We start from the raw sequence: 21,957 nt of genomic DNA on the forward strand, positions 1-21,957 counted from the left end.
AGCCTTCGGCAACTCCTACAGGGGTACATATGTCAGGCTGCGATCTTTTGCTTCTGAAGCATCTCCACCACCCTTTCTGGCAGTTATGGTCATTGCTGTGAGGCAAGGTCTTACGGACAATCAACCCCACGTTTCCCGCTCATGGATTTGCCCGTATGTCGCAACCGATCTTTTTCGCCCACGCCAACGGGTTTCCCTCGGGCACCTATGGCAAGTTGTTCGCGGCGCTGGCGCCCGAGTACCGGGTCGCGCATCTGGAACAGCATGCCCATGACCCGCGCTTCCCCGCTGATGACAACTGGTACAACCTGGTCGATGAGCTGATCCATCACTTGCAACAGCAGGATCAGCCGGTGTGGGGCGTCGGTCATTCCTTTGGTGGCGTCCTGCACCTGCACGCCGCACTGCGTTGCCCTGAGCTGTATCGCGGCGTGGTGATGCTTGATTCGCCGGTGTTGACCCGTACAGATCAGTGGGTGATCCGCGCAGCCAAGCGGTTCGGTTTTATCGACAGGCTGACACCGGCCGGCCGCACGTTAGGCCGGCGTGAAGAGTTTGCCGATCTCGACAGCGCGCGCAGCTACTTTGCCGGCAAAACCCTGTTTCGCGGTTTCGACCCGGAGTGCTTCGACGCCTATTTGCAACACGGTCTGCATCCGGTCGGCGACAAGCTGCGCCTGCGTTTTGATCCAGCAACCGAAATCAGCATCTATCGCGGTGTGCCGCACACCAGCCCGGGCCGTACTCGCCAATTGCAGGTGCCGCTGGCGGTGGTGCGCGGACACAAGAGCAGCGTGGTGATGCGCCATCACACCCGCTTCGTCTCGCGCATGCCGCAAGGCGAAGCGCTGAGCATGCCCGGCGGCCACATGTTTCCGCTCGAGCGCCCGCAAGACACGGCGCGGTTGCTGAAGACCCTGTTTAGCCGCTGGGAAAACCGTCAGGACAAGGATTGCGCATGAGCCCGACCTTTGAAGAAGTGCGCCTGAGCCTGCCACACATCGAACTGGCGGCGCATTTGTTCGGGCCCGAGGACGGTTTGCCGGTCATTGCCCTGCACGGCTGGCTCGACAACGCCAACAGCTTCGCCCGGTTGGCGCCGAAGCTGAAGGGCTTGCGCATTATTGCGCTGGACATGGCCGGGCACGGCCATTCCGGGCATCGGCCGCAGGGGGCTGGCTATGCGCTGTGGGATTACGCCCATGACGTGTTGCAAGTCGCCGAGCAACTGGGCTGGCAGCGTTTCGGCTTGCTCGGGCATTCGATGGGCGCCATTGTGTCCATGGTGCTGGCGGGCTCATTGCCGGAGCGCATCACGCATCTGGCGTTGATCGATGGCGTGATTCCTCCTACAGACAAAGGCGAAAATGCTGCCGAACGCATGGGCATGGCCCTGCAAGCGCAACTGGATCTGCGCGAGAAGCGCAAACCGGTTTACAACACCCTAGACCGTGCGATCGAAGCGCGCATGAAAGGTCTGGTAGCGGTCAGTCGCGAAGCGGCGCAGTTGTTGGCTCAGCGTGGACTGATGCCGGTGCCTGGCGGTTACACGTGGCGCACCGACAATCGCCTGACCTTGCCGTCGCCACTGCGCCTGACCCAGGAGCAGGCAATGGCGTTCGTTGCGCGCATCGGCTGCCCCGCGCAATTGGTGGTCGCCGCCGACGGCATGCTGGCCAGGCACCCGGAGTTGCTGGAGCGTCTACCCTTTAGCCGGGAACAGTTGCCAGGCGGGCACCATTTGCACCTGAACGACGAGGCCGGGGCGGATCTTGTCGCAGACTGTTTCAATCGCTTCTTCGCCATTCCTTGACTTGCCGCAGGCAACTGTCGAGGCTGGGCGGGTTGAAATGGGAGACAACCACGATGGATTTCTATACCGCTGCGACCCCGAATAACACAGTCATGCCGATCCGATGAGCCTGACTACGCGGTCACTCAGTCTGTTGGCGCTGTGCTGTTTCAGTTCCGTTTCTTTCGCCGCCGATGTGCCTGGCAGTCAGGATCTGCAGATCGTGCCGCGCCTGGCCGATGCGCAAATTGTCGACTATCGGCCGAGCGTCGAGCTCGAACGCATCTACCCGCTGGGCTCGATCCGCAAGATCAGCGGCCAATTACGTTTCGACGGCCAGGTCACTGCCCGTGGCCAGACCACGTCGGTGACCTACGAGCTGCCGCCCGAACACTCCGCCACCGAAGCCTTCACCGCCGCCCGCGAGGCCCTGCAAAAACAGGACGCCGAGTTGCTGTTCTGGTGCCAGGCCCGCGATTGCGGCGAGAGCAGCCTGTGGGCCAATGAGGTGTTCGGCAACTCCAAGCTGTACGGCGCCGATGAACAACAGGCGTATCTGTTGTTGAGACTGGCCGCTCCGCGCGACAACACGCTGGTGGCGCTCTACAGCATCACTCGCGGCAATCGCAAAGCCTATCTGCACGTCGAGCAGTTCGAGGCTGCTGCACCGTTGGGCGAGCTGTTGCCCACCTCGGCGACCTTGCTGCGCCAGCTCAAGAGCACCGGCGAGCTGGATTTCCCGAAACTGGTGAATGATCCGGATGACACCTGGCTGCGGCTGATCTCCCGTGGCTTGAACCTCGATACCACCCAGCGGGTCACGGTGTCCGGGCCGAAAGCCGAAGCGTGGCGCCAGGCCCTGATCAATCAGGGCGTGCGCGCGGCACGCATGGAGACAGGCAGCGTCGATGGCGTGGGCCTGCGCATCGATCTGTTGCGTTAAGCTGTGCCGGGCGAGCACGCGTGGCGTGTTCGCCTACTCTTGGCCTGACTGACTTTTTCGAGATCTCACATGCTCAATAACGATCGACTGCTGGTGCAGATCCTGCTGCTGGTGTTGTTTGGCGCCAGCTTCTGGGTGATGGCGCCGTTCTGGTCGGCGCTGTTCTGGGGCGCGGTGCTGGCGTTCGCCAGTTGGCCACTGATGCGCTTGCTGACCCGATTGCTCAAGGGGCGCGAGGCGTTGGCTGCGGCGATTTTGACCCTCGGCTGGATGTTGCTGGTGGCGGCGCCGCTGGTCTGGCTGGGGTTCAACCTGGCCGATCATGTGCGCGATGCCACGGCGTTTATCAAAGATGTACAGGTTGATGGCCTGCCGGAGGCGCCGGTCTGGCTGGGCACGGTGCCGTTTGTGGGTGAACGGCTGGTCGGCCTCTGGAATAGCATCGATCAGCAGGGCGCGGCATTGATGGTGTCGATCAAGCCGTATCTAGGCCAGGTCGGCAACTGGTTGCTGGCGCGCAGTGCGCAGATTGGGGGCGGGATTCTCGAGCTGACGCTGAGCATCGTCTTTGTGTTCTTTTTCTACCGCGACGGGCCGCGACTGGCGGCGTTTGTGCACAGTCTGCTGGAGCGGTTGATCGGTGATCGTGCCGGTTATTACATCGAGCTGGTGGCCGGTACGGTGCAGCGGGTGGTCAACGGGGTGATTGGTACGGCGGCGGCGCAGGCGATTCTGGCGTTGATCGGCTTTCTGATTGCCGGTGTGCCGGGGGCGCTGGTGTTGGGGATTGTGACGTTCCTGCTCAGCCTGATTCCGATGGGGCCGCCGTTGGTGTGGGTGCCGGCCACGGCCTGGCTGGCCTGGAAGGGTGAGTATGGGATGGCGGTGTTTCTCGGGATCTGGGGGACGTTCATCATCAGTGGCGTGGATAACGTGCTCAAGCCGTATCTGATCAGCCGCGGCGGGAATTTGCCGTTGGTGATTGTCTTGCTCGGGGTGTTTGGCGGGTTGATTGCGTTTGGGTTTATCGGTTTGTTTATCGGGCCTACGTTGTTGGCGGTGGCTTACAGTTTGTTGACGGATTGGAGCAAGAGTCAGTCTCGGGTTGAGGAGCGGCGTTGATTTTTTTGTTTGAGTGAATATCCGTTTCTGCGGGTGTGGCTACTGACGGTTTCGCCCTTACGGCGAGTCCCTTTTTCAAACGCCAAAAAGGAACCAAAAGGCTGTGCCCTGACGTTCGGCCCCTCGCTTAGGCTCGGGGTTCCTTCGCTCCGGGATCGATCCGGGGGCATCGCCTCCGGTTTGCTGCGCTGCACCTCCTCTCGATGTGTTCGACTTCGTCGAACGGTCGCTGCGCTCCCACCCCCGGATCAATCCCTCCACTCAGCCTGCCGACGGGCCTTCAGATCAAGATCAAGAGCTGCACTCGAGCTAACGCTCATTGTGTTGAGTGGTTAGAAGCACGCGGTCGGCTTTTGATTTCTGTAGGAGTGAGCCTGCTCGCGATGACGGCCTGACCGCCAGCCCTTTCCCTCTGAATGCACCCGATTCAAATTGTGGGAGCCTGCCAACGGGCCTTCAGATCAAGAGCTGCACTCGAGCTAACGCTCATTGTGTTGAGTGGTTAGAAGCATGCGGTCGGCTTTTGATTTCTGTAGGAGTGAGCCTGCTCGCGATGGCGGTCTGACCTCCGTCCGATTTACCTCTGAACGTACCCGATTCAAATTGTGGGAGCTGGCTTGCCAGCGATGACGGCCTGCCAGTCAACTCATTTTCCTCTGAATGCACCCGGCTCAAACTGTAGGAGTGAGCCTGCTCGCGATGGGGCATTGCAGCCCGCCAATATCCTCTGCAAGGCACATAAATGACCGTTTCCAGACCCCGCCTGGAAACGATCACCGTTCACCCGGTCAGCTCACGTCGCGACGTTCAAATACTTGCCCACCGACGCCGTTTGCTCCAGCGAATACTGTTTGCTCAGGTTGGCAATCATGCGGTTCAGCGCTTCGGTGGTGCTTTGGGCCGAGGCTGTCTGTTGGTCATCCGGACGTTCGCGTCCCGCTTGCAATGCCGCTTTCAACTCGTCGCTGCTCACGCCACCGCTGCTGTCGCTGTCCAGGACTTTGAGCAGTGCGGCGCTGGTGTCGGTGCTGCTCGATGAGGTGCTGTTGCTGGCTTGCAGTGCGCTGCTCAGTTCGGTCGCGCTCACGCTGCCGTCGCCATCGGCGTCGAGTTGACCGAACAATTCGTCGCTGTTGATTGACGGTGGCGGTGGTGGCGGTGGGGTCAGGCTGGCGGTGAGTTCGTCCTGGCTGACGACGCCGTCTTCGTTCTTGTCCAGAGCCGAGAAGATTTTGCTGCTGTCGGCGGTGCTGCCGGCGCTGGTCAGGCCGCTGCTGAGTTCGTCGCTGCTGATGGCGCCGTCGCCATCGAGGTCGAGGGCGCTGATCAGGGCGTCGGCGAGGTCGGTGTTCGGCGGTTGATTGCCGGACGGTGGCGGTGGTGGCGCCATGGCGGTCATTTCTTCGGCGCTGAGGCCGCCGCTGCCGTCACTGTCCAGATCACCGAATTGCTTGCTCAGGCTGACCAGCAGGCCGTCGTCGGACTTTTGCGACAGGGCGCTGTTCAGTTCGTCCTGATCCACCGCGCCGTCGCCGTTGCTGTCGAGTTTGGCGAACAGTTCTTTTTGCAGTTGCTGGCTGCGTGCATTTTGCGTGGTCGTGCTGCTGGTGCTGGTATAGCTCGTGTAGTTGCTGACGCTACCGATCATCGGATTCACTCCCTGGAATGGAAAACCGGTGGGTGTACCGGCTTATGCAGCCTCAGGGATTAAGTTGTCAGGGGTATGTGAGGTTTGTACCGAGGGGTACACAGACTGAAAGCACACCACGAACCCTGTAGGAGTGAGCCTGCTCGCGATGGCGGTGTGTCAGGCAAAACAACTCCCACAGATAAACCGCTATCGCGAGCAGGCTCACTCCTACAGGGGGAGTGGTGTTTTCAGGGGCGCGGCAGGCGAATGATCGCGGTGAGGCCGCCGCCGGGGGTTTCTTCCAGGTTGAGTTGTCCACCCAAACGCTGCGCGGCCTCGCGGGCGATGGTCATGCCCAGACCGACACCGCCAGAATTGCGATTTCGCGAACCTTCCAGGCGATAAAACGGTTCAAACACCGCTTCACGCTTGTCCTCGGCAATTCCCGGGCCGTGATCGATCACGCGGATCAGCAACTGTTCACGTTGATCGTGCAGTTCGATGCGTGCCTGGCCGGCATAGCGCAGGGCATTGTCCAACAGGTTGTTGAGGCACGAGCGCAGCGCCATCGGTTGCACCGGCAAGGGTGCGCAATGGCCGTTGACCTCAACGTCAGCGCCCTGATCCTGAGCGTTTTCGCACAACGATTCGACCAGCGCCTGCACATCCATCAACTGCAAGGCTTCGCTGGTGCGCTGTTCGTGCAGGTAGGTGAGGGTGGCGTCAAGCATGCCGATCATGTCGTTGAGGTCCTGGCGCATCTGGCTTTGCAGCTTGTCGTCACTGATGTTTTCCAGGCGCAGTTTCAGTCGCGACAGCGGTGTGCGCAGGTCGTGGGAGACGGCACCGAGCATGCGCGCGCGCTGTTGAACCTGCTCGAGAATGCGTTGTTGCATCAGGTTGAAGGTGTGCGCCGCCTGCCGCGCTTCACGGGGGCCGGACTCGTCCAGCGGCGGACTGTCGAGGTCTTCGCTGAGGCGTTCAGCGGCGTCACTCAAGCGCTGGATCGGCCGACTGAGCAGTTTCGCGCCGTACCAGGCAGCAATCATCAAAGTAATGAATTGAAAGGTCAGTGGCACCACCGGCCCGCCAAACCAGGGGCGCGGCGGACGGAGTTCGAAGCGTGGACTTTGCGCGGGCCGCTGCCCGTCAAACGCTTGGGAGAATTCAGGCGGCGGCGGAGGGGGCGGCGGTCCGTAATGGTGGAACCAGGCAAAAGCCAACAGGTGCGCCAGGACAATCGCCACGAACAGCACGCCAAACAGGCGACCGAACAGCGTGTCGAAGCGCGCCCGCATCAGCCGATGTCCCGCGCGTCGAACAGATAACCCTCACCGCGCACGGTTTTGATCAACTGCGGGGCCTTTGGATCGTCACCGAGTTTCTGCCGCAAGCGCGAGACCAGCAGGTCGATGCTGCGGTCGAACGCTTCAATCGAGCGACCACGGGCGGCATCGAGCAATTGTTCGCGGCTGAGCACCCGGCGCGGGCGTTCGATGAAAACCCACAGCAAACGGAATTCGGCGTTGGACAGCGGCACCACGAGGCCGTCGTCGGCGATCAACTGACGCAAGACACTGTTCAGGCGCCAATTGTCGAAGCGAATATTGGCGCGTTGCTCGGTACGGTCATCGCGTACCCGGCGCAGAATGGTTTGAATGCGCGCGACCAGTTCGCGCGGTTCGAATGGCTTGGCCATGTAGTCATCGGCGCCCAGTTCCAGGCCGATGATGCGGTCGGTCGGCTCGCAACGTGCGGTGAGCATCAGGATCGGGATGTCCGATTCGGCGCGCAACCAGCGGCACAGCGACAAACCGTCTTCACCCGGCAGCATCAAGTCGAGCACGACGACGTCGAAATGTTCGGCCTGCATCGCCACGCGCATCGCTGCACCGTCAGTGACGCCGCTGGCGTGAATGTTGAAGCGGGCGAGGTAGTCGATCATCAGCTCGCGGATCGGCACATCGTCGTCGACGATCAACGCGCGAATGCTCCAGCGCTTGTCGTCTTTAGGCTCATCAGTCGCGGTCGTTTGGGTGTTGTGCATGAGGCTGTTCGTCTGCCAGGTAGGCCGCCAACCACAAAGATGGGCTGCGAGGTTGTGGTTTCAGCATAGGCGTCCGGCCGTGAGGCGGGAAGTGCTGATGTAAGGACGTGTTGCGGCTGGCGAGGCTAGCGCGGGCGCTTGTTGCTGGCGTGTCGGTTGTGTATCGGAGTCGACACAATAGCAGCGAGCGCTATGCTGATCACGGTTGGCGCGACGATTTACCGATCATCGGGTGCCGCGCCGCCGCCGGTTCCGCTACAATGCGCGCCGATTTCGACCTGCCTGAGAGCCCATTCATGTCCGCCTGCCAGACTCCTATCATCGTCGCCCTGGATTTCCCCACCCGTGACGCCGCACTGAAGCTGGCCGACCAGTTGGACCCGAAACTGTGCCGGGTCAAAGTGGGCAAGGAACTGTTCACCAGTTGCGCTGCGGAAATCGTCGGCACCCTGCGTGACAAGGGTTTTGAAGTATTCCTCGATCTGAAATTCCACGACATTCCCAACACCACCGCGATGGCCGTGAAAGCCGCCGCCGAGATGGGCGTGTGGATGGTCAACGTGCATTGCTCCGGCGGTATGCGCATGATGGCCGCGTGCCGTAATGAGCTGGACAAGCGCAGCGGCCCGCAGCCTTTGCTGATCGGCGTGACCGTGCTGACCTCGATGGAACGTGAAGACCTGGCCGGTATCGGCCTGGACATCGAGCCGCAAGAGCAAGTGTTGCGTCTGGCCGCGTTGGCCGAGAAGGCTGGCATGGACGGTCTGGTGTGCTCGGCGCTGGAAGCGACGGCGCTGAAAACCGCGCACCCGTCGCTGCAACTGGTGACCCCGGGCATTCGCCCGGCGGGCAGCGCGCAGGACGATCAGCGCCGCATTCTGACCCCGCGTCAGGCGCTGGATGCCGGTTCCGATTATCTGGTGATTGGTCGTCCGATCAGCCAAGCGGCTGACCCGGCGCAGGCGCTGGCTTCGGTAGTAGCCGAAATCGCCTGATCCCGTAGGAGCTGCGGCACGCTGCGATCTTTTGATCTTGCCTGTCTTGTGGTCGAAAACGTTAAAAGATCGCAGCCTTCAGCAGCTCCTACAGGTTATGTAAACCCCTGTAGGAGCTGCGGCATGCTGCGATCTTTTGATCTTCGACGTTAAACCTTCAACACCAACTTGCCAAAGTTCTCACCGCTGAACAACTTCATCAGCGTCTCCGGAAAGGTCTCCAGGCCTTCGACGATATCTTCCTTGCTCTTGAGCTGCCCCTTGGCCATCCAGCCGGCCATTTCCTGCGCCGCGCTGGCGTATTGCGCCGCGTAATCCATCACCACAAAACCTTCCATGCGCGCGCGGTTGACCAGCAGCGACAAGTAATTGGCCGGGCCTTTGACCGCCTCTTTATTGTTGTACTGACTGATCGCACCGCAGATCACAACGCGTGCTTTCAGATTCAAACGGCTCAGTACTGCGTCGAGAATGTCACCGCCAACGTTATCGAAATACACGTCCACACCTTTCGGGCACTCGCGCTTGAGGCCGGCGATCACGTCTTCGTTTTTGTAATCAATGGCGCCGTCGAAACCCAGTTCATCAATCAGGAACTTGCACTTGTCGGCGCCGCCGGCGATACCCACCACGCGGCAACCTTTGATCTTGGCGATCTGCCCGGCAATGCTGCCCACTGCACCCGCCGCCCCGGACAGCACCACGGTGTCGCCAGCCTTCGGTGCGCCGACATCCAGCAGGGCGAAATACGCGGTCATGCCGGTCATGCCCAGTGCGGACAGATACACCGGCAGCGGCGCCAGTTTCGGATCGACTTTGTAGAAACCTCTGGGCTCGCCGAGGAAATAATCCTGCACGCCAATGGCACCGTTGACGTAGTCCCCGACAGCAAACCCTGGATTGTTCGAGGCGATGACTTTGCCTACGCCCAGTGCGCGCATCACCTCACCGAGACCGACCGGCGGGATGTAGGACTTGCCCTCGTTCATCCAGCCACGCATGGCCGGGTCGAGGGACAGGTATTCGTTCTTGACCAGAATCTGTCCCGCCGCCGGCTCGCCGACCGGTACTTCCTGATAGGTAAAAGTCTCGCGGGTGGCCGCACCCACCGGGCGTTTGGCGAGCAGGAACTGGCGATTGGTCTGGGAAGTCATGACAGGCACTCGAGTTGAATGAAGCTTTGTTGATAGACCTTCGACGGCAACGTCGCAAGGTTGGCTGATGCGGCGAATGCTAGTCGATCCAGTGCAGTGATAGTCACCCGCACAGGTTTATCACTGCGACGCATGAGCACTTAAACAGCCACTGGATAGTGCTGACGTCTGATAACCCGCTGTCGCTATGCTGCAACGACAAGCATCCCCCTGCATCTTTGCGTTCGAGGACATAACAATGAGCATGACGTTTTCCGGTCAGGTTGCCGTAGTCACAGGCGCGGCCAACGGCATCGGCCGTGCGACCGCCCAGGCATTCGCCGCCGAAGGCTTGAAAGTGGTGGTCGCCGATCTGGATACCGCGGGGGGCGAGGGCACCGTGGCGCTGATTCGTACAGCCGGCGGTGAAGCGACCTTCGTCCGTTGCAACGTAACCGTCGAAAGCGAAGTGAAAAATCTGATGGACGAGGTGATCAATGCCTACGGCCGTCTCGACTACGCCTTCAACAATGCCGGCATCGAAATCGAGAAAGGCAAACTGGCGGAAGGCTCGATGGACGAGTTCGACGCGATCATGGGCGTCAACGTCAAAGGCGTCTGGCTGTGCATGAAGTATCAGTTGCCATTGCTGCTGGCGCAGGGCGGCGGGGCGATCGTCAACACCGCCTCGGTGGCCGGACTTGGCGCAGCGCCGAAAATGAGCATCTATGCGGCGTCGAAACACGCGGTGATCGGCCTGACCAAATCGGCAGCCATTGAATACGCGAAGAAGAAAATCCGCGTCAATGCGGTGTGCCCGGCGGTGATCGACACCGACATGTTCCGGCGTGCCTATGAGGCTGATCCGAAGAAGGGCGAGTTCGCCAATGCCATGCACCCGGTCGGCCGTATTGGCAAGGTCGAGGAGATCGCCAGCGCCGTGCTGTACCTGTGCAGCGACGGCGCCGCCTTCACCACAGGGCACTCGCTGGCCGTGGACGGTGGCGTCACCGCGTTCTGAAACAGCGCCTGAAAACCAACCCGCCCTGGTGCGGGTTTTTTTATGCCGGCGGCCTGCTCTGTGTATCCGCTAAACAATGTGTATCAAGGCGTTAGAACGGTCGCTTTTGACGGCGTTGTCGCACAGCCTGTGCGGCGCGGCTGTGATTTACTGCCGCCAGCAAAACGGACAGGAGTTTACAAGCTCATGGAATTGAGAATTGACCGCCAGGCATTGGTGCCGGTAGTGCAGCAGATTGTTGACGGACTCACTGACTGGATCATGCGAAGTGGCGTGCCACCCGCCACGCGTCTGCCCTCGGTTCGACAAATTGCCCGGGGCAATCTGCTCAGTCAGTCCTGTGTGACCGAGGCCTGCGAACGGCTGGTTGCCCAAGGCATTCTGGCCTCACGTCAGGGCGCGGGATTTATGGTGGCGGCGTCACCCAAAACGCTGAGCAGAACGGTCGGCGAGGTCGGCTGCGCAGGGATGTGTGCAACGGTGGGCGGCTTGAAGCTGGGGAGCGGCGGTTTGCCTCAGGGCTGGCGTGAGTCTGACGACCTGAGCTACGCGATCAGGCAGGTAGCCCGCACCGACATGGCCAGTCTGTTCGGCTACAGCTCGGCATTGGGCCTTTTCACCCTGCGAGAGCAGATCGTCAAACGCCTGAAAACCCTGAGCATCGAAGCCCATGAGAGCCAGCTACTGACCACGGCGGGAGCCAGCCACGCGCTTGATCTGATCGTGCGGACGCTGTTGCGGGCCGGGGATTGCGTGGTGGTTGAAACCCCGGGTTATGCGCCATTGTTCAACCTGCTGCGCTTGCATGGCGTGCACATGCTCGAGGTGCGTCGCACCCCGCTGGGGCCCGACGTCGTCGCACTCGAGGCGCTGCTGCGGGAGTTTCAGCCGGTCGCGATGTTCATCAACAGTCATCATCACAACCCGACCGGCACCAGCCTGACGGCGACTGTGGCGCAGCAGATCCTGCAGCTGTGCAGGCTGCACGGCGTGCGCGTGATTGAAGATGATGTCTACGCCGACCTGCACAGTGGTAACGGCACGCGACTGGCGGCGCTGGATGAACAGGTTATTTATGTGGGCAGTTTTTCGAAAACCCTGAGCAGTTCGCTGCGGGTCGGTTTCATTCTGGCTGACGCCGAGCTGATCGCCCGGCTGGCGCAGGTCAAGATGATCAGTTGCCTGGGCGCTTGCGGGTTCAGCGAGGCGGTGCTGGCCAGCCTTTTGGGTAGCGGCGCTTATCGCAAACTGGTGCAGCGCCAGTGCCAGCGTTTGAATACCGATCGCGCAGCGGCGTTGCAAGCGCTCGAAGACGCTGACTGGGAGGTTTTCGGCAAGCCGACCGGCGGGTTGTTCATCTGGGCGCGTTCTTCCATGACCGATCATGTGCGTCTGCGCCGACACGCGCAGCGTAATGATGTGGTGTTGTCTGCGCCGAACGCCTTCAGCCCCAGCGGTGAGGTCAGCGAGTGGCACCGGATCAACGTCGCCTACGCCTGCGACCCTCGGGCTCGGCAGTTTTTTCGCAGTACCTGTGCGGATCGACCTCGAGTGTTCTGAAAACGACGCGAGCGTAGCTTTTTGCCATTATTCCGACGCCAGAGACTTGTGCTGGTTCGTGGCCGTTGCGAATCTTCGTGCACAGACTATGGCAGGGGACTACGCGCAATGATTTCGGCCGTGCAAGGACGTTTTGCCAACCTCGGTATGGCGAAAAAACTGGGTGTCGGGTTTGTCCTGGTGCTGTTGTTGACCGCGCTGGTTGCGGCCATCGGAGTCTGGTCCCTGCAGACCATCAGTCAGCGTTTCGAGGGGCTCAAGCAGATGTCTGCGCTGAACAGTGGCCTACTCAAGGTGCGCCTGCTGGAGCAGGAATATGCATTGCGCGGTGACCCGAAAACCGCCGATGCCTTGCGGCAAGGCGTCGATGGGCTGATTGCCCAGGCCAACGAACTCAAGGCGCTGTCGCCCGCCAATGTGCCGGTGATGAGTGATGTCGAACAATCGCTGGGCGCCTATCGCAAGGCGTTCGATGAGTTCGTATCGCTGACACAAGCCAAGGATCTGGCGCTGGAGATGGCCAGTTGGTCGGTGTCCAGCGTGGCCAATAATCTCGATGTGTTGCAGGCCGGGCTGGCCGACGATGGTGCTTATACATGGAAAGACACCGAGGGCAAGGACGGTGCGCAGTTTATCGAGCAAGCCAGCCAGGTCAGCCAGGTTTCGCGCTTGATGCTGCAAGCGATGAACGAGGCGCGAATTCGTCTGGACCAAAGCCGCAAGGGCGATGCCGACAGTGCGGGCAAGGGCAACATCGAACAGGCGGCGCAGGCTCAGGCACAGGCCGAGGAGCTGAAAGCAACGGTCAAGGACGAGGGCTATCTGACGGTGCTCAATGAGGTGTCCGGGCACATCGCCGGGTTCAACGACAAACTGGCCGAATACACCGGGCTGCTGGCACAGGAAAAAACCGTCTACGAACAATTGCACCAGCGCGCCGCGCAAGTGGTGGAGCGGGTCAATCAGGCCTATGTCGCTGAAGACGGTGCGATGCAGGCGGAGCTGAAGAAAAATTCGTTGCTGATTCTTGGGTCGTCGGCGCTGGCATTGTTGGTAGGCCTGATCGCCGCATGGGTCATTACCCGCTTGATCGTGGCGCCGTTGCGCAGCGTGATTCAGGTGGCGCAGCAGATTGCTGCCGGCGATTTGAGCGCCACGGTGCAAGTGACGCGACGGGACGAAATTGGCCAGTTGATGCAGGCCATGCAACAGATGGGCGCGGGGTTGAGCACGATTGTCAGCGGCTTGCAGGCGGGCATCGAGCAACTGGCCAGTTCGGCGCAATCATTGTCGGCGGTGACTGAGCAGACCAACCTTGAGGTCAGCAGCCAAAAAGAGGAAACCGAGCAGGTCGCCACGGCCATGAATCAGATGACCGCAACCGTACACGATGTGGCGCGCAACGCCGAAGAAGCGGCGTTGGCCGCACAAACGGCGGATGGCAAGGTCGAGAGTGGTCAGCAGGTGGTGCGTCAGAGCATGGCGCGGATCGAGCAGTTGGCGGATTCGGCGTCATCGGCCAGTTCCAGCATCGAGAGCCTGAGCGCGCAAATTCAGAATATTGGAACGGTGCTCGAGGTGATCAAGAGCGTGGCCGAGCAGACCAATCTTCTGGCGCTCAACGCGGCAATCGAAGCGGCGCGGGCCGGGGAGCAGGGCCGGGGCTTCGCAGTGGTGGCGGATGAGGTGCGTGCGTTGGCGCGGCGCACGCAACAATCGACCGAGGAGATCGAGCGCTTGGTCAGTGCGTTGCGGGCAGCGGCGCATTCGTCGGTGCAGCAGATTCAGGGCAGTGGTGAGCTGGTGAAGCTGGCGGTCAGTGATGCGTTGCAGACGGAGAGTGCGCTGGGGAGTATTGCGGCAGCGGTTTCGTTGATTCAGCAAATGAATCAGCAGATTGCGGCGGCGGCCGAGGAGCAGAGTTCGGTGGCTGAGGAGATTAATCGCAGCGTCACGAGTATTCGGGCGAGTGCGGATCAGTCGTCGCTGGCGATGCGCGGGAATGCGGCGTCGAGTGTTGAGCTGGCGCAGTTGGGCAATGAGTTGCGCTCGATGGTCGGCCATTTTCGGCTTTGACCCTCGGCAGCCCTCCACGATTGAGTGTGCACAAGTTTCACGCAGGAGCTGCCGAAGGCTGCGATCTCTTGATCTTCTTTTGCAGAAGCAAAGCTTGCTCGCGAAGGCGGCCTGACCATTTCTAAAACAGTACCCAATCCCTGTGGGAGCTGGCTTGCCAGCAATAGCGGCCTGACATTCCCCCCCAAATCTCCCTCGACCACCCACAAAAAAAGCCACCCCTCGGTGGCTTCTCTTTCATCCCCTGCGATCAGTCGTAGATGACTTTCTTCTTCCAGTCTGCGTCCGCCTCGACGTCTTTGAGGCCGGCGGTCAGCTGGTTCTCTTCGCCTTCGACCGGGGCAATTTTGTCCATGACCTGGGCGTTGGCGCGGGCCAGCAGTTTTTCCAGGTATTGCAGTTGTTCGGCGTATATCTGCGGGTCCTGCTGTTTGCGCAGGTATTGCACGCCGCGTTCGAAGGCGAGGCGGGCCTGGCCGGGCTGGTTTTGTTGCAGGGACTGTTGGCCGAGGTTGTTGAAGAACTCGATGTGCAGCAGTACCAGGATGTGGCGGACTTCACGAATCCACTGTTTGGCTTCGTTTGGCGGCAGGAAGCCGTCGTGGGCAGCGCGGGTGATCTGGCCGTGCAAGGCTTCGAGGAGGAAGCGCACGTCTTTGGCTTTGGCTTCGGTCAGGATCGGCGCCGGCGGGTTGTTGACCGGGATCGATTCGCCCTGGGCGACCAGTGCGCTCAGTTCGGTGATACGAGCTTTGGTGGTGGCGCTGGTTTTTTCCAGGTTCAACAGGCGCTGGCAGACGTTGAGTTCCAGACGGGTCAACAGCAGTTTGAGGCCGGGGGTCATGAACTGGCCGGGGAAGGTCTCGGTCAGTTCGCCGCAGCGGCGCAGGCGGTCGTTGAGTTCGACTTTGGTGCGGGCCTTCTCCAGTTTGTTGTTTTCCACCACATGGTTCATGTAGCCAATGGCGATCAGAATTGCGATCCCGGCTATGACTAGCAGGGTGATCATGAGTGGTGTCACCGGTAAGACCTCTTTATAGGGTTCGCATGCGAGTGTAGTGGCTGGGCATTTAGGCGCCTAGCGCCGCTCGACGAGTTGGATCGGCAGGTTCAATCTGTATCGGCCGCGTGCTGCTTATATGAATGCTGGCGCTTGATGTGCAGATTGCCATCACTGTGCGCTGACTATAACGTCTTGGCGGGTGGCGGAATATAGGCGTCAAACGTCGGGCGACGGAAAAGCCCGATCGGCCTCGCAAAGCAGGGCGAAGTCATTGATTTAAATAAATTTATATCGGGGGGTTGACGACCTCTCAATCCATCCATAGAATGCGCGCCACTTACAGCGTAAAGCGCACAGCGAAACGCGGTAGGGAGTGAAGTTGTAGTGTGTCCCCTTCGTCTAGTGGCCTAGGACACCGCCCTTTCACGGCGGTAACAGGGGTTCGAGTCCCCTAGGGGACGCCAATGCGGGAATAGCTCAGTTGGTAGAGCACGACCTTGCCAAGGTCGGGGTCGCGAGTTCGAGTCTCGTTTCCCGCTCCATTTTTAAACAGCAGTGCTTTCGGGCGGTGCTGAGTGAAACCAGAACCAAATCTTCGGACGCGGATCTGGACACCGAAACACACACCATGTGTTCCGGGTAGCGTGTCCCCTTCGTCTAGTGGCCTAGGACACCGCCCTTTCACGGCGGTAACAGGGGTTCGAGTCCCCTAGGGGACGCCATTGCGGGAATAGCTCAGTTGGTAGAGCACGACCTTGCCAAGGTCGGGGTCGCGAGTTCGAGTCTCGTTTCCCGCTCCATATTCAACAAAAACGCCGATCAGTGATGATCGGCGTTTTTGTTTGTGCGCTATTTGTCGTTGCCCACAAAAAAGGACCTTCACGGTCCTTTTTTTGCGTATGCCAGAACCCGGCCATGCGCTGACCGGGTTCGAACGAACGATCACAGCTTCGGCAGTTGCCCGATGCGGCCCATCATTTCGGTGACGATTTGCAGGTCCAGCAAGAACTGGTCAACGGTCTTGAACTCGCCATCGGTGTGCCCGGTGTATTTCACCTCAGGGCGTGCCAGGCCAAATTGCACGCCGTTAGGCAGTTCATGCACCGACGTGGCACCGGCAGAGGTACCGAACTCGTGCTTCATGCCGAGGTTTTCTGTAGACACGGCCAGCAACGCCTTGACCCATTCACCTTCCGGATTACGGTACATCGGTTCGGCAACCGAGTAATCGAAGGCCACGGCGACGTGAGTTTTCTTCGTCCAGGCACTGAGTTTCTCAGCGATTTCAGCCTTGAGTTTTTCTGGCGACTTGCCCTTCGGCACGCGCAGGTTGACCGCCAGTTTGAAGGCTTTGTCATCCTCACCGACATACGTCAGAGAGGTGGTCAACGGACCCATGAAACTGTCGGAGAAGCCCACCTTCAAAGTGTTGCCCAAGTAATCCAGGCCCCAGTTGTCGGCGGCGTAGCGGGCGGCATCGGTGAACTGGTTGTGCTTGAGGGCGACTTTACCGTTCAGGCTATTGATGAACACCAGCATGCGCGCCACCGGGTTCACGCCGGACTCCGGTTCGGAGGAGTGCGCAGAAACGCCGGTCACCGTCAGCTTGACGTCTTTACCGTCGACCTTGGCCGTCACTTCGAAGTTGCCGCCATTGTGCTTGGCGAACTCGTTGCCGGCCTTTTGCAGGCTGGCGGCCAGTTCGGCAGGTTTGTCGGTCAGCAATGTGACGACGGACGCCGAGGGAATCTGGTTGGTCGCCAGGCCGCCGGTCATCGAGGTGATTTCCGCGCCTTTGCCTTCGGCTGTGCGTTTGGCAAATTTGGCCATCACGGTGCCGTAGCCTTTTTCGGCAATCACCACCGGGTAACCACCGTCCAGCGCCATGTTGTAGGCCGGCGTCGGGTTGTTTTCGAAGTAGTAAGGGATGGCGTCGCCAGTGGTCTCTTCGGTGGTGTCGACCAGCAGCTTGAAGTTGCGTGCCAGTGGCAGCTTTTCTTCCTTGATCACTTTCATCGCGTACAACGCGACAACGATGCCGTTCTTGTCATCTTCGGTGCCACGACCGTACATGCGATCGCCAATCAGGGTGACTTTGAACGGGTCAAGCTTGGTACCGTCCTTGAGCACCCAGTTTTCCGGCGTCACCGGCACAACGTCGGCGTGGGCGTGAATGCCGACAACTTCATCGCCTGCGCCGTCGAGGGAAATTTCGTAAACGCGGTTGTCAACGTTGCGGAATTTCAGATTGAACGATTCGGCCAGGCTCTGGATCTTCGCGGCAATCTTGATGAACTCAGGATTGTCGTGCTGGGCCACACCTTCCTTCTGAAAGGTCGGGATCTCGACCAGCTCACGCAGGGTTTCCAGCGCAGCTTTGCCGTATTTCACGCGGGTGTAGATACCCAGCAGACGGTGAACTTCATTCAGTTGTTCAGCGGTCAGGGTCTTGTTGTCGAGGAAGGCGCTGATGGCCGGGCCGAGATTTTCGCTTTTGGCGATGTCGCTTTTGGCCAGACTGCCCAGAAACTCGCGGAAATCCGTGACGCTTTTGTCGTCGAAGGATTTCAGGATGACCGCGCTTTGCTGTGGCGTGATGTTGGCTTGAGCGGCGCTGGTGAATGACGCGAGGCTGGCCAGCATCAGGGTCGCGGCGGCCAGTTGCTTGAGGGAGAAATCCATTACGGAGGCTTTCCTTGCGGGCAATTGATGAGAGGTATTTCTGTCGGTTGCGTCAGAAACATTTTGCAAACTAACACTGTGGGCGATTACCCAGGGAGTCCTGAAACTTGATCTGTCGCACAGAAACGCAAAAGAGGCGCAGAAATGAAAAAGTCCCGGCAAGCGATTGCCGGGACTTTTTTGTCGCTTACATCGACAGCATCAAGCGTCCGGCGAACAGAATCAGGATCACGCCCATGCTGCGTTCGAACCAGTGCCCCATGCGCATGAACAGCACGCGCACCTTGTTGCTGGAGAAAAACAGCGCGACGATCACGAACCACAACGCATTCACAAAACACATCCACAAGCCATAAAAGGCCTGTATTTGCAGGGGCGTGCTGGCACTGATGATCGTGGTGAAAATCGCCAGAAAGAACAGCGTTGCCTTGGGGTTGGTGGCGTTGGTCAGGAAACCGGTGCTGAACGCCTTGAACAACGATTGTTCCACCAACGGTTCATCGGCGGCTTTTTCGCCTTCAAGGGTGGTTTTCGGTTTGCTGCGGATCAGGCTGACACCCAGATACAAAATGTAAGCGCCGCCGACTACCTTGGCCACGGTCAACAACCACGGGGAGGTGTGCATCAACGCGCCGACGCCGAGCAAGGTGTACAGGACGTGCACGGAAATCCCGGCACCGATGCCCAGTGCCGTGCAAATCCCCACCAGCCGTCCGAAGCGTACGCTTTGGCGGATGGTCACGGCGAAGTCCGGGCCGGGAGCGACCACGGCGAGAAAGTGAATGGTGGCCAGCGCCAGAAACTCGCCCAGGTAATTCGAATACATCTCAGCTCCAGAAAGTCAGGGGTGAAGCATTGCCGCGATAGCCGACAAAGAAAGAAAGGCTCAAGCGCGGATCTGCCACGCCCGGGGTCACCGAGTGCATGCAGCGCGAATTGAACATGATGAAATCGCCGGGTTGCGGTCGTACTTCAAGCGCCGGCGGACCGAGCAGCGCCGGGTCAATGCCGTAACTGTCACCACGCATTTCGTCGAATTGGTCCGGGCTGATGTCGTCGTCCCACATCTGCAACGCGCCGCCCTCGGTCGGCATGTTCAGGTAGACGTTGCAGGCAAATTGCGCTTCGAGACTGCGTGCCTGAAAGCTGTCCGGCGCGTCCTTGGCAAAAATGTCGTGGTGGGCGAGAAAGCACACCCCGGGCTTCACCACGCGCGACAGGCCGACATACATTTTGCGGCCGTAGAGGTTTTCCAGATGCGCGCCGGCCGGCCAGGATTCGTCGAGCATGCAGCGCAAGGTATCGACCGGCGAAGAGTAGGGCGCACAGCGCTTGCGCAATTCAGCGATATTGCCGGTGGCGCGTTCGAAGTAATCCTCGATCAACAACGGCTGGTTTTCTGCTTCGTAAAACGCCATGCCGATGCGGCCGATACTCGGTGCGTTGATGTAGCCCTCAAAGCCTGGAGCGAGAATCTTGTCGCCAATTTCGATGGCCAGCGGCGTGGGCAAAAAGCCTTTGACGCGGATGGCGAGGACTTCTTCGTTGGCCAGTTTTTTTATGCACGTCTCATCGAGACGCTCGACGTCTAGCATCATTTTTTTAGGTCCATCTATCGATAGTCAACGGAACCTGCGAGTGCGGTTCCCCGGCGTCGGACGCTGCGCAGGGCAGCGCCCGAAATGCTCAATCCACGTGATAGTGGACGGACAGCGTGCCCTTCTTCTGCGACAGGGACGCGATCGTGACTGTGCCCAACTCCTTCAGGCTACGAACGTGGGTGCCGCCGCAGCCATAGGCCGGCAGTTCACCAAAACCGATTTCCCGTGCGCCTTCACGCAGCGAGGTCAGGCGCGGCAGATCGTCGTCGATCCACTGCCCGATCCCGGACTGGAGGGTCTGCGCGTCGACCTCCTGTGCACTGTCGCTCGGTTTGAATTGCACCCGGCCTTCGTCTGGCCAGTGATGCGCCTTGATCGGCATCCAGCCCATGGCCTGGACAAAATGGCCGATCAGGTGCCCGGCAGAATGCATGCGCGTGTTGAACTCGCGCCGCGGCTGGTCAACCCGGATAGCGGTCATGCCGAGCGGGACAGGGCGGTCGACGAAATGAATGATCCGCTCCGGCTCCTGCACTACACGCAGAACCTGGGCTTCTCCGATCCAGCCGGTATCGCAAGGCTGGCCACCACCCTGCGGATGAAACAGCGTGGCGCGCAGCACCACGGCGAATTCTTGCTCATGGGGCGTGCAATCGAGCACTTCCACATTAGCCTTGAGGTCATCGCTATGGAAAAAGAGGCGAAGCGTCATATTCCATGCCCTTATTAAAGTTTCTGTTTTTATTATATGAATCGTGTAATAACGTGATAATCCGTTCAAACATCAAAGGACTTGTGCGCTGTGAGCATAAATCTGCCGCTACCGCTGCTCGGCGAAATGGCGATTTTCGTCAAGGTCGTGGAGACCGGCAGCTTCTCTGAAGCAGCCCGCCAACTGGGGTCGTCACCGTCCGCAGTCAGTCGCAGTATTTCCCGCCTGGAAAAAGCTCTGGCCACCCGCTTGTTGCAGCGCACCACACGCAAGCTGCGCTTGAGTGACGGCGGCGAAGAAGTGTTCAAGCGCTGTCAGGAGATGGTCAGCGCGGCCAAGTCAGTGATGGAAATCAGCGGCCAGTTCACGCATGAAGCCGAAGGGCTGGTGCGGGTCAGCGTGCCGAAAGCGGTCGGGCGCTTTGTGATTCATCCGCACATGCCGGAGTTTTTGCGGCGCTATCCCAAGGTCGATGTCGAATTGCTGCTGGAGGACCGTCAGGTTGATCTGATCGACGATCATGTTGATCTGGCCATTCGCATCACCGACCGGCCACCGGCCGGGTTGGTCGGTCGGCAATTGCTGACCATCGACCATATGCTGTGCGCCACCCCGCAATACCTGGCCGAACACGGCACACCGACGCACCCGCATGACTTGCTCAATCACAGCTGCATTTACCTGGGCGAAACCCCGAGCGATGCGCGCTGGAAATTCAAGAAGGGCAGTAAGTCGGTAACGGTCGGAGTACGTGGTCGATATGCCGCCAACCATACGGGTGTGCGGTTGGGCGCGGTGTTGCAGCACATCGGCATTGGCAGCCTGCCGTACTTCACCGCGCGTTATGCGTTGGAGCAGAAGTTGATTGTGCAGGTGTTGCCGGACTGGACGTTCCTGGCTTCCTACCACGGTGGGCTCTGGCTGTTGCATTCGCCCACGCGGTATTTGCCGCCGAAGTTGCGCGTGTTCATCGACTATCTGGTGGAGTGTCTGGAGAGGGAGCCGACGTTGAGCAAGCCGGGAAAGGTGGGCAGTGTGAATAACGCGGCGATGGCGTATGAGCTGCCGGAAAGTGAAGGGTTGTTGTAGCGCAAAAGCAAAAGATCGCAGCCTGCGGCAGCTCCTACAGAGGAATGCGCCTTCCTGTAGGAGCTGCCGCAGGCTGCGATCTTTTGATGTTAAATCAGTGCTTGCTGTCCTGAGCGGACATCGCCAGCAACTGCTTTTCCTGATTCCAGTCGAACGGTTCGTCGTTCTGTTCAGCTTCGTAACGACGTTCTTCCAGCGCCTGATACATGTCGATTTCTTCATCGGACAGGTAATGCAGGCAGTCACCGGCGAAGAACCACAGCAGATCCCGCGGGATCAGGTGAGCGATTTGCGGATAACGGGTAATCACTTGAGTCAGGATGTCCTGGCCCAGGTATTGGCTTTCGATCGGATCGATCGGCAGCGATGCGAGCAGTTCGTCGAAGCGCTCCAGAAACAAGGCATGGCTTTCTTCGGGAACCTGTTCGGCCTCACCTACGGCGACCAGGATACTGCGCAGGTGGTCGAGCAACACAAGATGATCGGCAACGACGTTGGACACGAGATAAGTCCTCAAGAGCAAAACGGGCGCGGGAGTATAAAGCTCCTGC

At 59.8% G+C, this 21,957-nt stretch carries 19 protein-coding genes, 4 tRNA genes and 1 pseudogene; 14 read left to right on the forward strand and 10 right to left on the reverse strand.

Translation table 11 applies throughout. The features are described 5' to 3' along the window. Positions 1-155: 155 nt before the first annotated feature. The 4 genes from EJA70_RS01545 (at position 156) to EJA70_RS01560 (ending at position 3,857) form a co-directional block, all read left to right on the forward strand. Positions 156-962, forward strand: a complete 807-nt coding sequence (locus tag EJA70_RS01545) for an alpha/beta fold hydrolase (protein WP_008087815.1) — start codon at positions 156-158, stop codon at positions 960-962. Continuing rightward, the gene (locus EJA70_RS01550) at positions 959-1,813 is read left to right on the forward strand and encodes an alpha/beta hydrolase (RefSeq protein WP_158829158.1); all 855 of its coding nucleotides are present in this window, start codon (positions 959-961) and stop codon (positions 1,811-1,813) included. The genes EJA70_RS01545 and EJA70_RS01550 overlap by 4 nt, the downstream gene beginning before the upstream one ends. A 103-nt stretch (positions 1,814-1,916) precedes the next feature. After that, positions 1,917-2,735: a DUF4892 domain-containing protein gene (locus tag EJA70_RS01555; RefSeq protein WP_158829160.1), complete on the forward strand. Its 819-nt coding sequence runs from the start codon at positions 1,917-1,919 to the stop codon at positions 2,733-2,735. A 69-nt stretch (positions 2,736-2,804) separates the two neighbouring features. Then, complete coding sequence (locus EJA70_RS01560) at positions 2,805-3,857, forward strand: AI-2E family transporter (RefSeq protein ID WP_008087822.1); 1,053 nt, start codon at positions 2,805-2,807, stop codon at positions 3,855-3,857. Positions 3,858-4,650: 793 nt separating this feature from the next. Here EJA70_RS01560 and xopAW read toward each other — a convergent pair. The 3 genes from xopAW to EJA70_RS01575 form a co-directional block, all read right to left on the reverse strand. Beyond that, entirely contained in the window at positions 4,651-5,505 is an 855-nt protein-coding gene (gene xopAW, locus EJA70_RS01565) for an EF-hand domain-containing protein (RefSeq protein ID WP_158829162.1), read from the reverse strand. Between the two features lie 230 nt (positions 5,506-5,735). Next, positions 5,736-6,785, reverse strand: a complete 1,050-nt coding sequence (locus EJA70_RS01570; protein ID WP_158829164.1) for a HAMP domain-containing sensor histidine kinase — start codon at positions 6,783-6,785, stop codon at positions 5,736-5,738. Next, a complete protein-coding gene (locus EJA70_RS01575) occupies positions 6,785-7,534 on the reverse strand; it encodes a response regulator (protein WP_008087827.1) in 750 nt (249 codons plus the stop codon). The genes EJA70_RS01570 and EJA70_RS01575 overlap by 1 nt, the downstream gene beginning before the upstream one ends. Before the next feature lie 296 nt (positions 7,535-7,830). On the opposite strand from EJA70_RS01575, the gene pyrF reads away from it, so the two are divergent. Beyond that, positions 7,831-8,529, forward strand: a complete 699-nt coding sequence (pyrF, locus tag EJA70_RS01580; RefSeq protein WP_178116825.1) for an orotidine-5'-phosphate decarboxylase — start codon at positions 7,831-7,833, stop codon at positions 8,527-8,529. Between the two features lie 149 nt (positions 8,530-8,678). On the opposite strand, the gene EJA70_RS01585 is transcribed toward pyrF, so the two are convergent. Continuing rightward, positions 8,679-9,683 (reverse strand): NADP-dependent oxidoreductase, encoded by a 1,005-nt coding sequence (locus EJA70_RS01585; protein WP_158829168.1) that lies wholly within the window; start codon positions 9,681-9,683, stop codon positions 8,679-8,681. 238 nt (positions 9,684-9,921) lie between these two features. On the opposite strand from EJA70_RS01585, the gene EJA70_RS01590 reads away from it, so the two are divergent. From EJA70_RS01590 to EJA70_RS31305, 4 genes and pseudogenes are all read left to right on the forward strand, one after another. Beyond that, positions 9,922-10,683 carry an SDR family oxidoreductase gene (locus EJA70_RS01590; RefSeq protein ID WP_158829169.1) on the forward strand — a complete coding sequence of 254 codons (762 nt, stop codon included), beginning with the start codon at positions 9,922-9,924 and terminating at the stop codon, positions 10,681-10,683. 186 nt (positions 10,684-10,869) lie between these two features. After that, entirely contained in the window at positions 10,870-12,243 is a 1,374-nt protein-coding gene (locus EJA70_RS01595; protein WP_158829171.1) for a PLP-dependent aminotransferase family protein, read from the forward strand. 990 nt (positions 12,244-13,233) lie between these two features. Beyond that, positions 13,234-13,458, forward strand: a pseudogene (locus EJA70_RS31300) (HAMP domain-containing protein); the annotation flags it as partial. Next, positions 13,456-14,319 (forward strand): methyl-accepting chemotaxis protein, encoded by an 864-nt coding sequence (locus EJA70_RS31305; protein WP_371924490.1) that lies wholly within the window; start codon positions 13,456-13,458, stop codon positions 14,317-14,319. The pseudogene EJA70_RS31300 and the gene EJA70_RS31305, both read left to right, overlap by 3 nt. A 250-nt stretch (positions 14,320-14,569) precedes the next feature. On the opposite strand, the gene EJA70_RS01605 is transcribed toward EJA70_RS31305, so the two are convergent. Continuing rightward, the gene (locus EJA70_RS01605; RefSeq protein ID WP_045123332.1) at positions 14,570-15,328 is read right to left on the reverse strand and encodes a hypothetical protein; all 759 of its coding nucleotides are present in this window, start codon (positions 15,326-15,328) and stop codon (positions 14,570-14,572) included. Between the two features lie 382 nt (positions 15,329-15,710). Between EJA70_RS01605 and EJA70_RS01610 the strand changes: the two genes are divergently transcribed. From EJA70_RS01610 to EJA70_RS01625, 4 genes are all read left to right on the forward strand, one after another. Then, a tRNA-Glu gene (locus EJA70_RS01610) sits at positions 15,711-15,786 on the forward strand. Positions 15,787-15,788: 2 nt separating this feature from the next. Then, positions 15,789-15,864 (forward strand) — tRNA-Gly (locus EJA70_RS01615). 104 nt (positions 15,865-15,968) lie between these two features. After that, a tRNA-Glu gene (locus EJA70_RS01620) sits at positions 15,969-16,044 on the forward strand. 2 nt (positions 16,045-16,046) lie between these two features. Next, positions 16,047-16,122: transfer RNA gene (locus EJA70_RS01625), tRNA-Gly, on the forward strand. 142 nt (positions 16,123-16,264) lie between these two features. Here the strand turns inward: EJA70_RS01625 and EJA70_RS01630 are convergent. The 4 genes from EJA70_RS01630 to EJA70_RS01645 all read right to left on the reverse strand — a co-directional run bounded on the left by EJA70_RS01630 (position 16,265) and on the right by EJA70_RS01645 (position 20,317). Continuing rightward, a complete protein-coding gene (locus EJA70_RS01630) occupies positions 16,265-18,004 on the reverse strand; it encodes a dipeptidase (RefSeq protein WP_158829175.1) in 1,740 nt (579 codons plus the stop codon). Between the two features lie 187 nt (positions 18,005-18,191). Beyond that, a complete protein-coding gene (locus EJA70_RS01635) occupies positions 18,192-18,830 on the reverse strand; it encodes a LysE family translocator (RefSeq protein ID WP_158829177.1) in 639 nt (212 codons plus the stop codon). Position 18,831: 1 nt separating this feature from the next. Beyond that, complete coding sequence (locus tag EJA70_RS01640; protein WP_158829179.1) at positions 18,832-19,602, reverse strand: 2OG-Fe(II) oxygenase; 771 nt, start codon at positions 19,600-19,602, stop codon at positions 18,832-18,834. 88 nt (positions 19,603-19,690) lie between these two features. Next, the gene (locus EJA70_RS01645; protein ID WP_158829181.1) at positions 19,691-20,317 is read right to left on the reverse strand and encodes an alanyl-tRNA editing protein; all 627 of its coding nucleotides are present in this window, start codon (positions 20,315-20,317) and stop codon (positions 19,691-19,693) included. A 90-nt stretch (positions 20,318-20,407) separates the two neighbouring features. Between EJA70_RS01645 and EJA70_RS01650 the strand changes: the two genes are divergently transcribed. Beyond that, on the forward strand, positions 20,408-21,406 hold the full coding sequence (locus tag EJA70_RS01650) for a LysR family transcriptional regulator (RefSeq protein ID WP_158829183.1): 999 nt from the start codon (positions 20,408-20,410) through the stop codon (positions 21,404-21,406). Positions 21,407-21,500: 94 nt separating this feature from the next. Here the strand turns inward: EJA70_RS01650 and EJA70_RS01655 are convergent, their stop codons facing one another. Then, positions 21,501-21,908: a PA2817 family protein gene (locus EJA70_RS01655; RefSeq protein WP_008087850.1), complete on the reverse strand. Its 408-nt coding sequence runs from the start codon at positions 21,906-21,908 to the stop codon at positions 21,501-21,503. Between the last annotated feature and the right edge of the window lie 49 nt (positions 21,909-21,957).

The organism is Pseudomonas sp. PB103, from assembly GCF_009764635.1.
Classification (GTDB): domain Bacteria; phylum Pseudomonadota; class Gammaproteobacteria; order Pseudomonadales; family Pseudomonadaceae; genus Aquipseudomonas.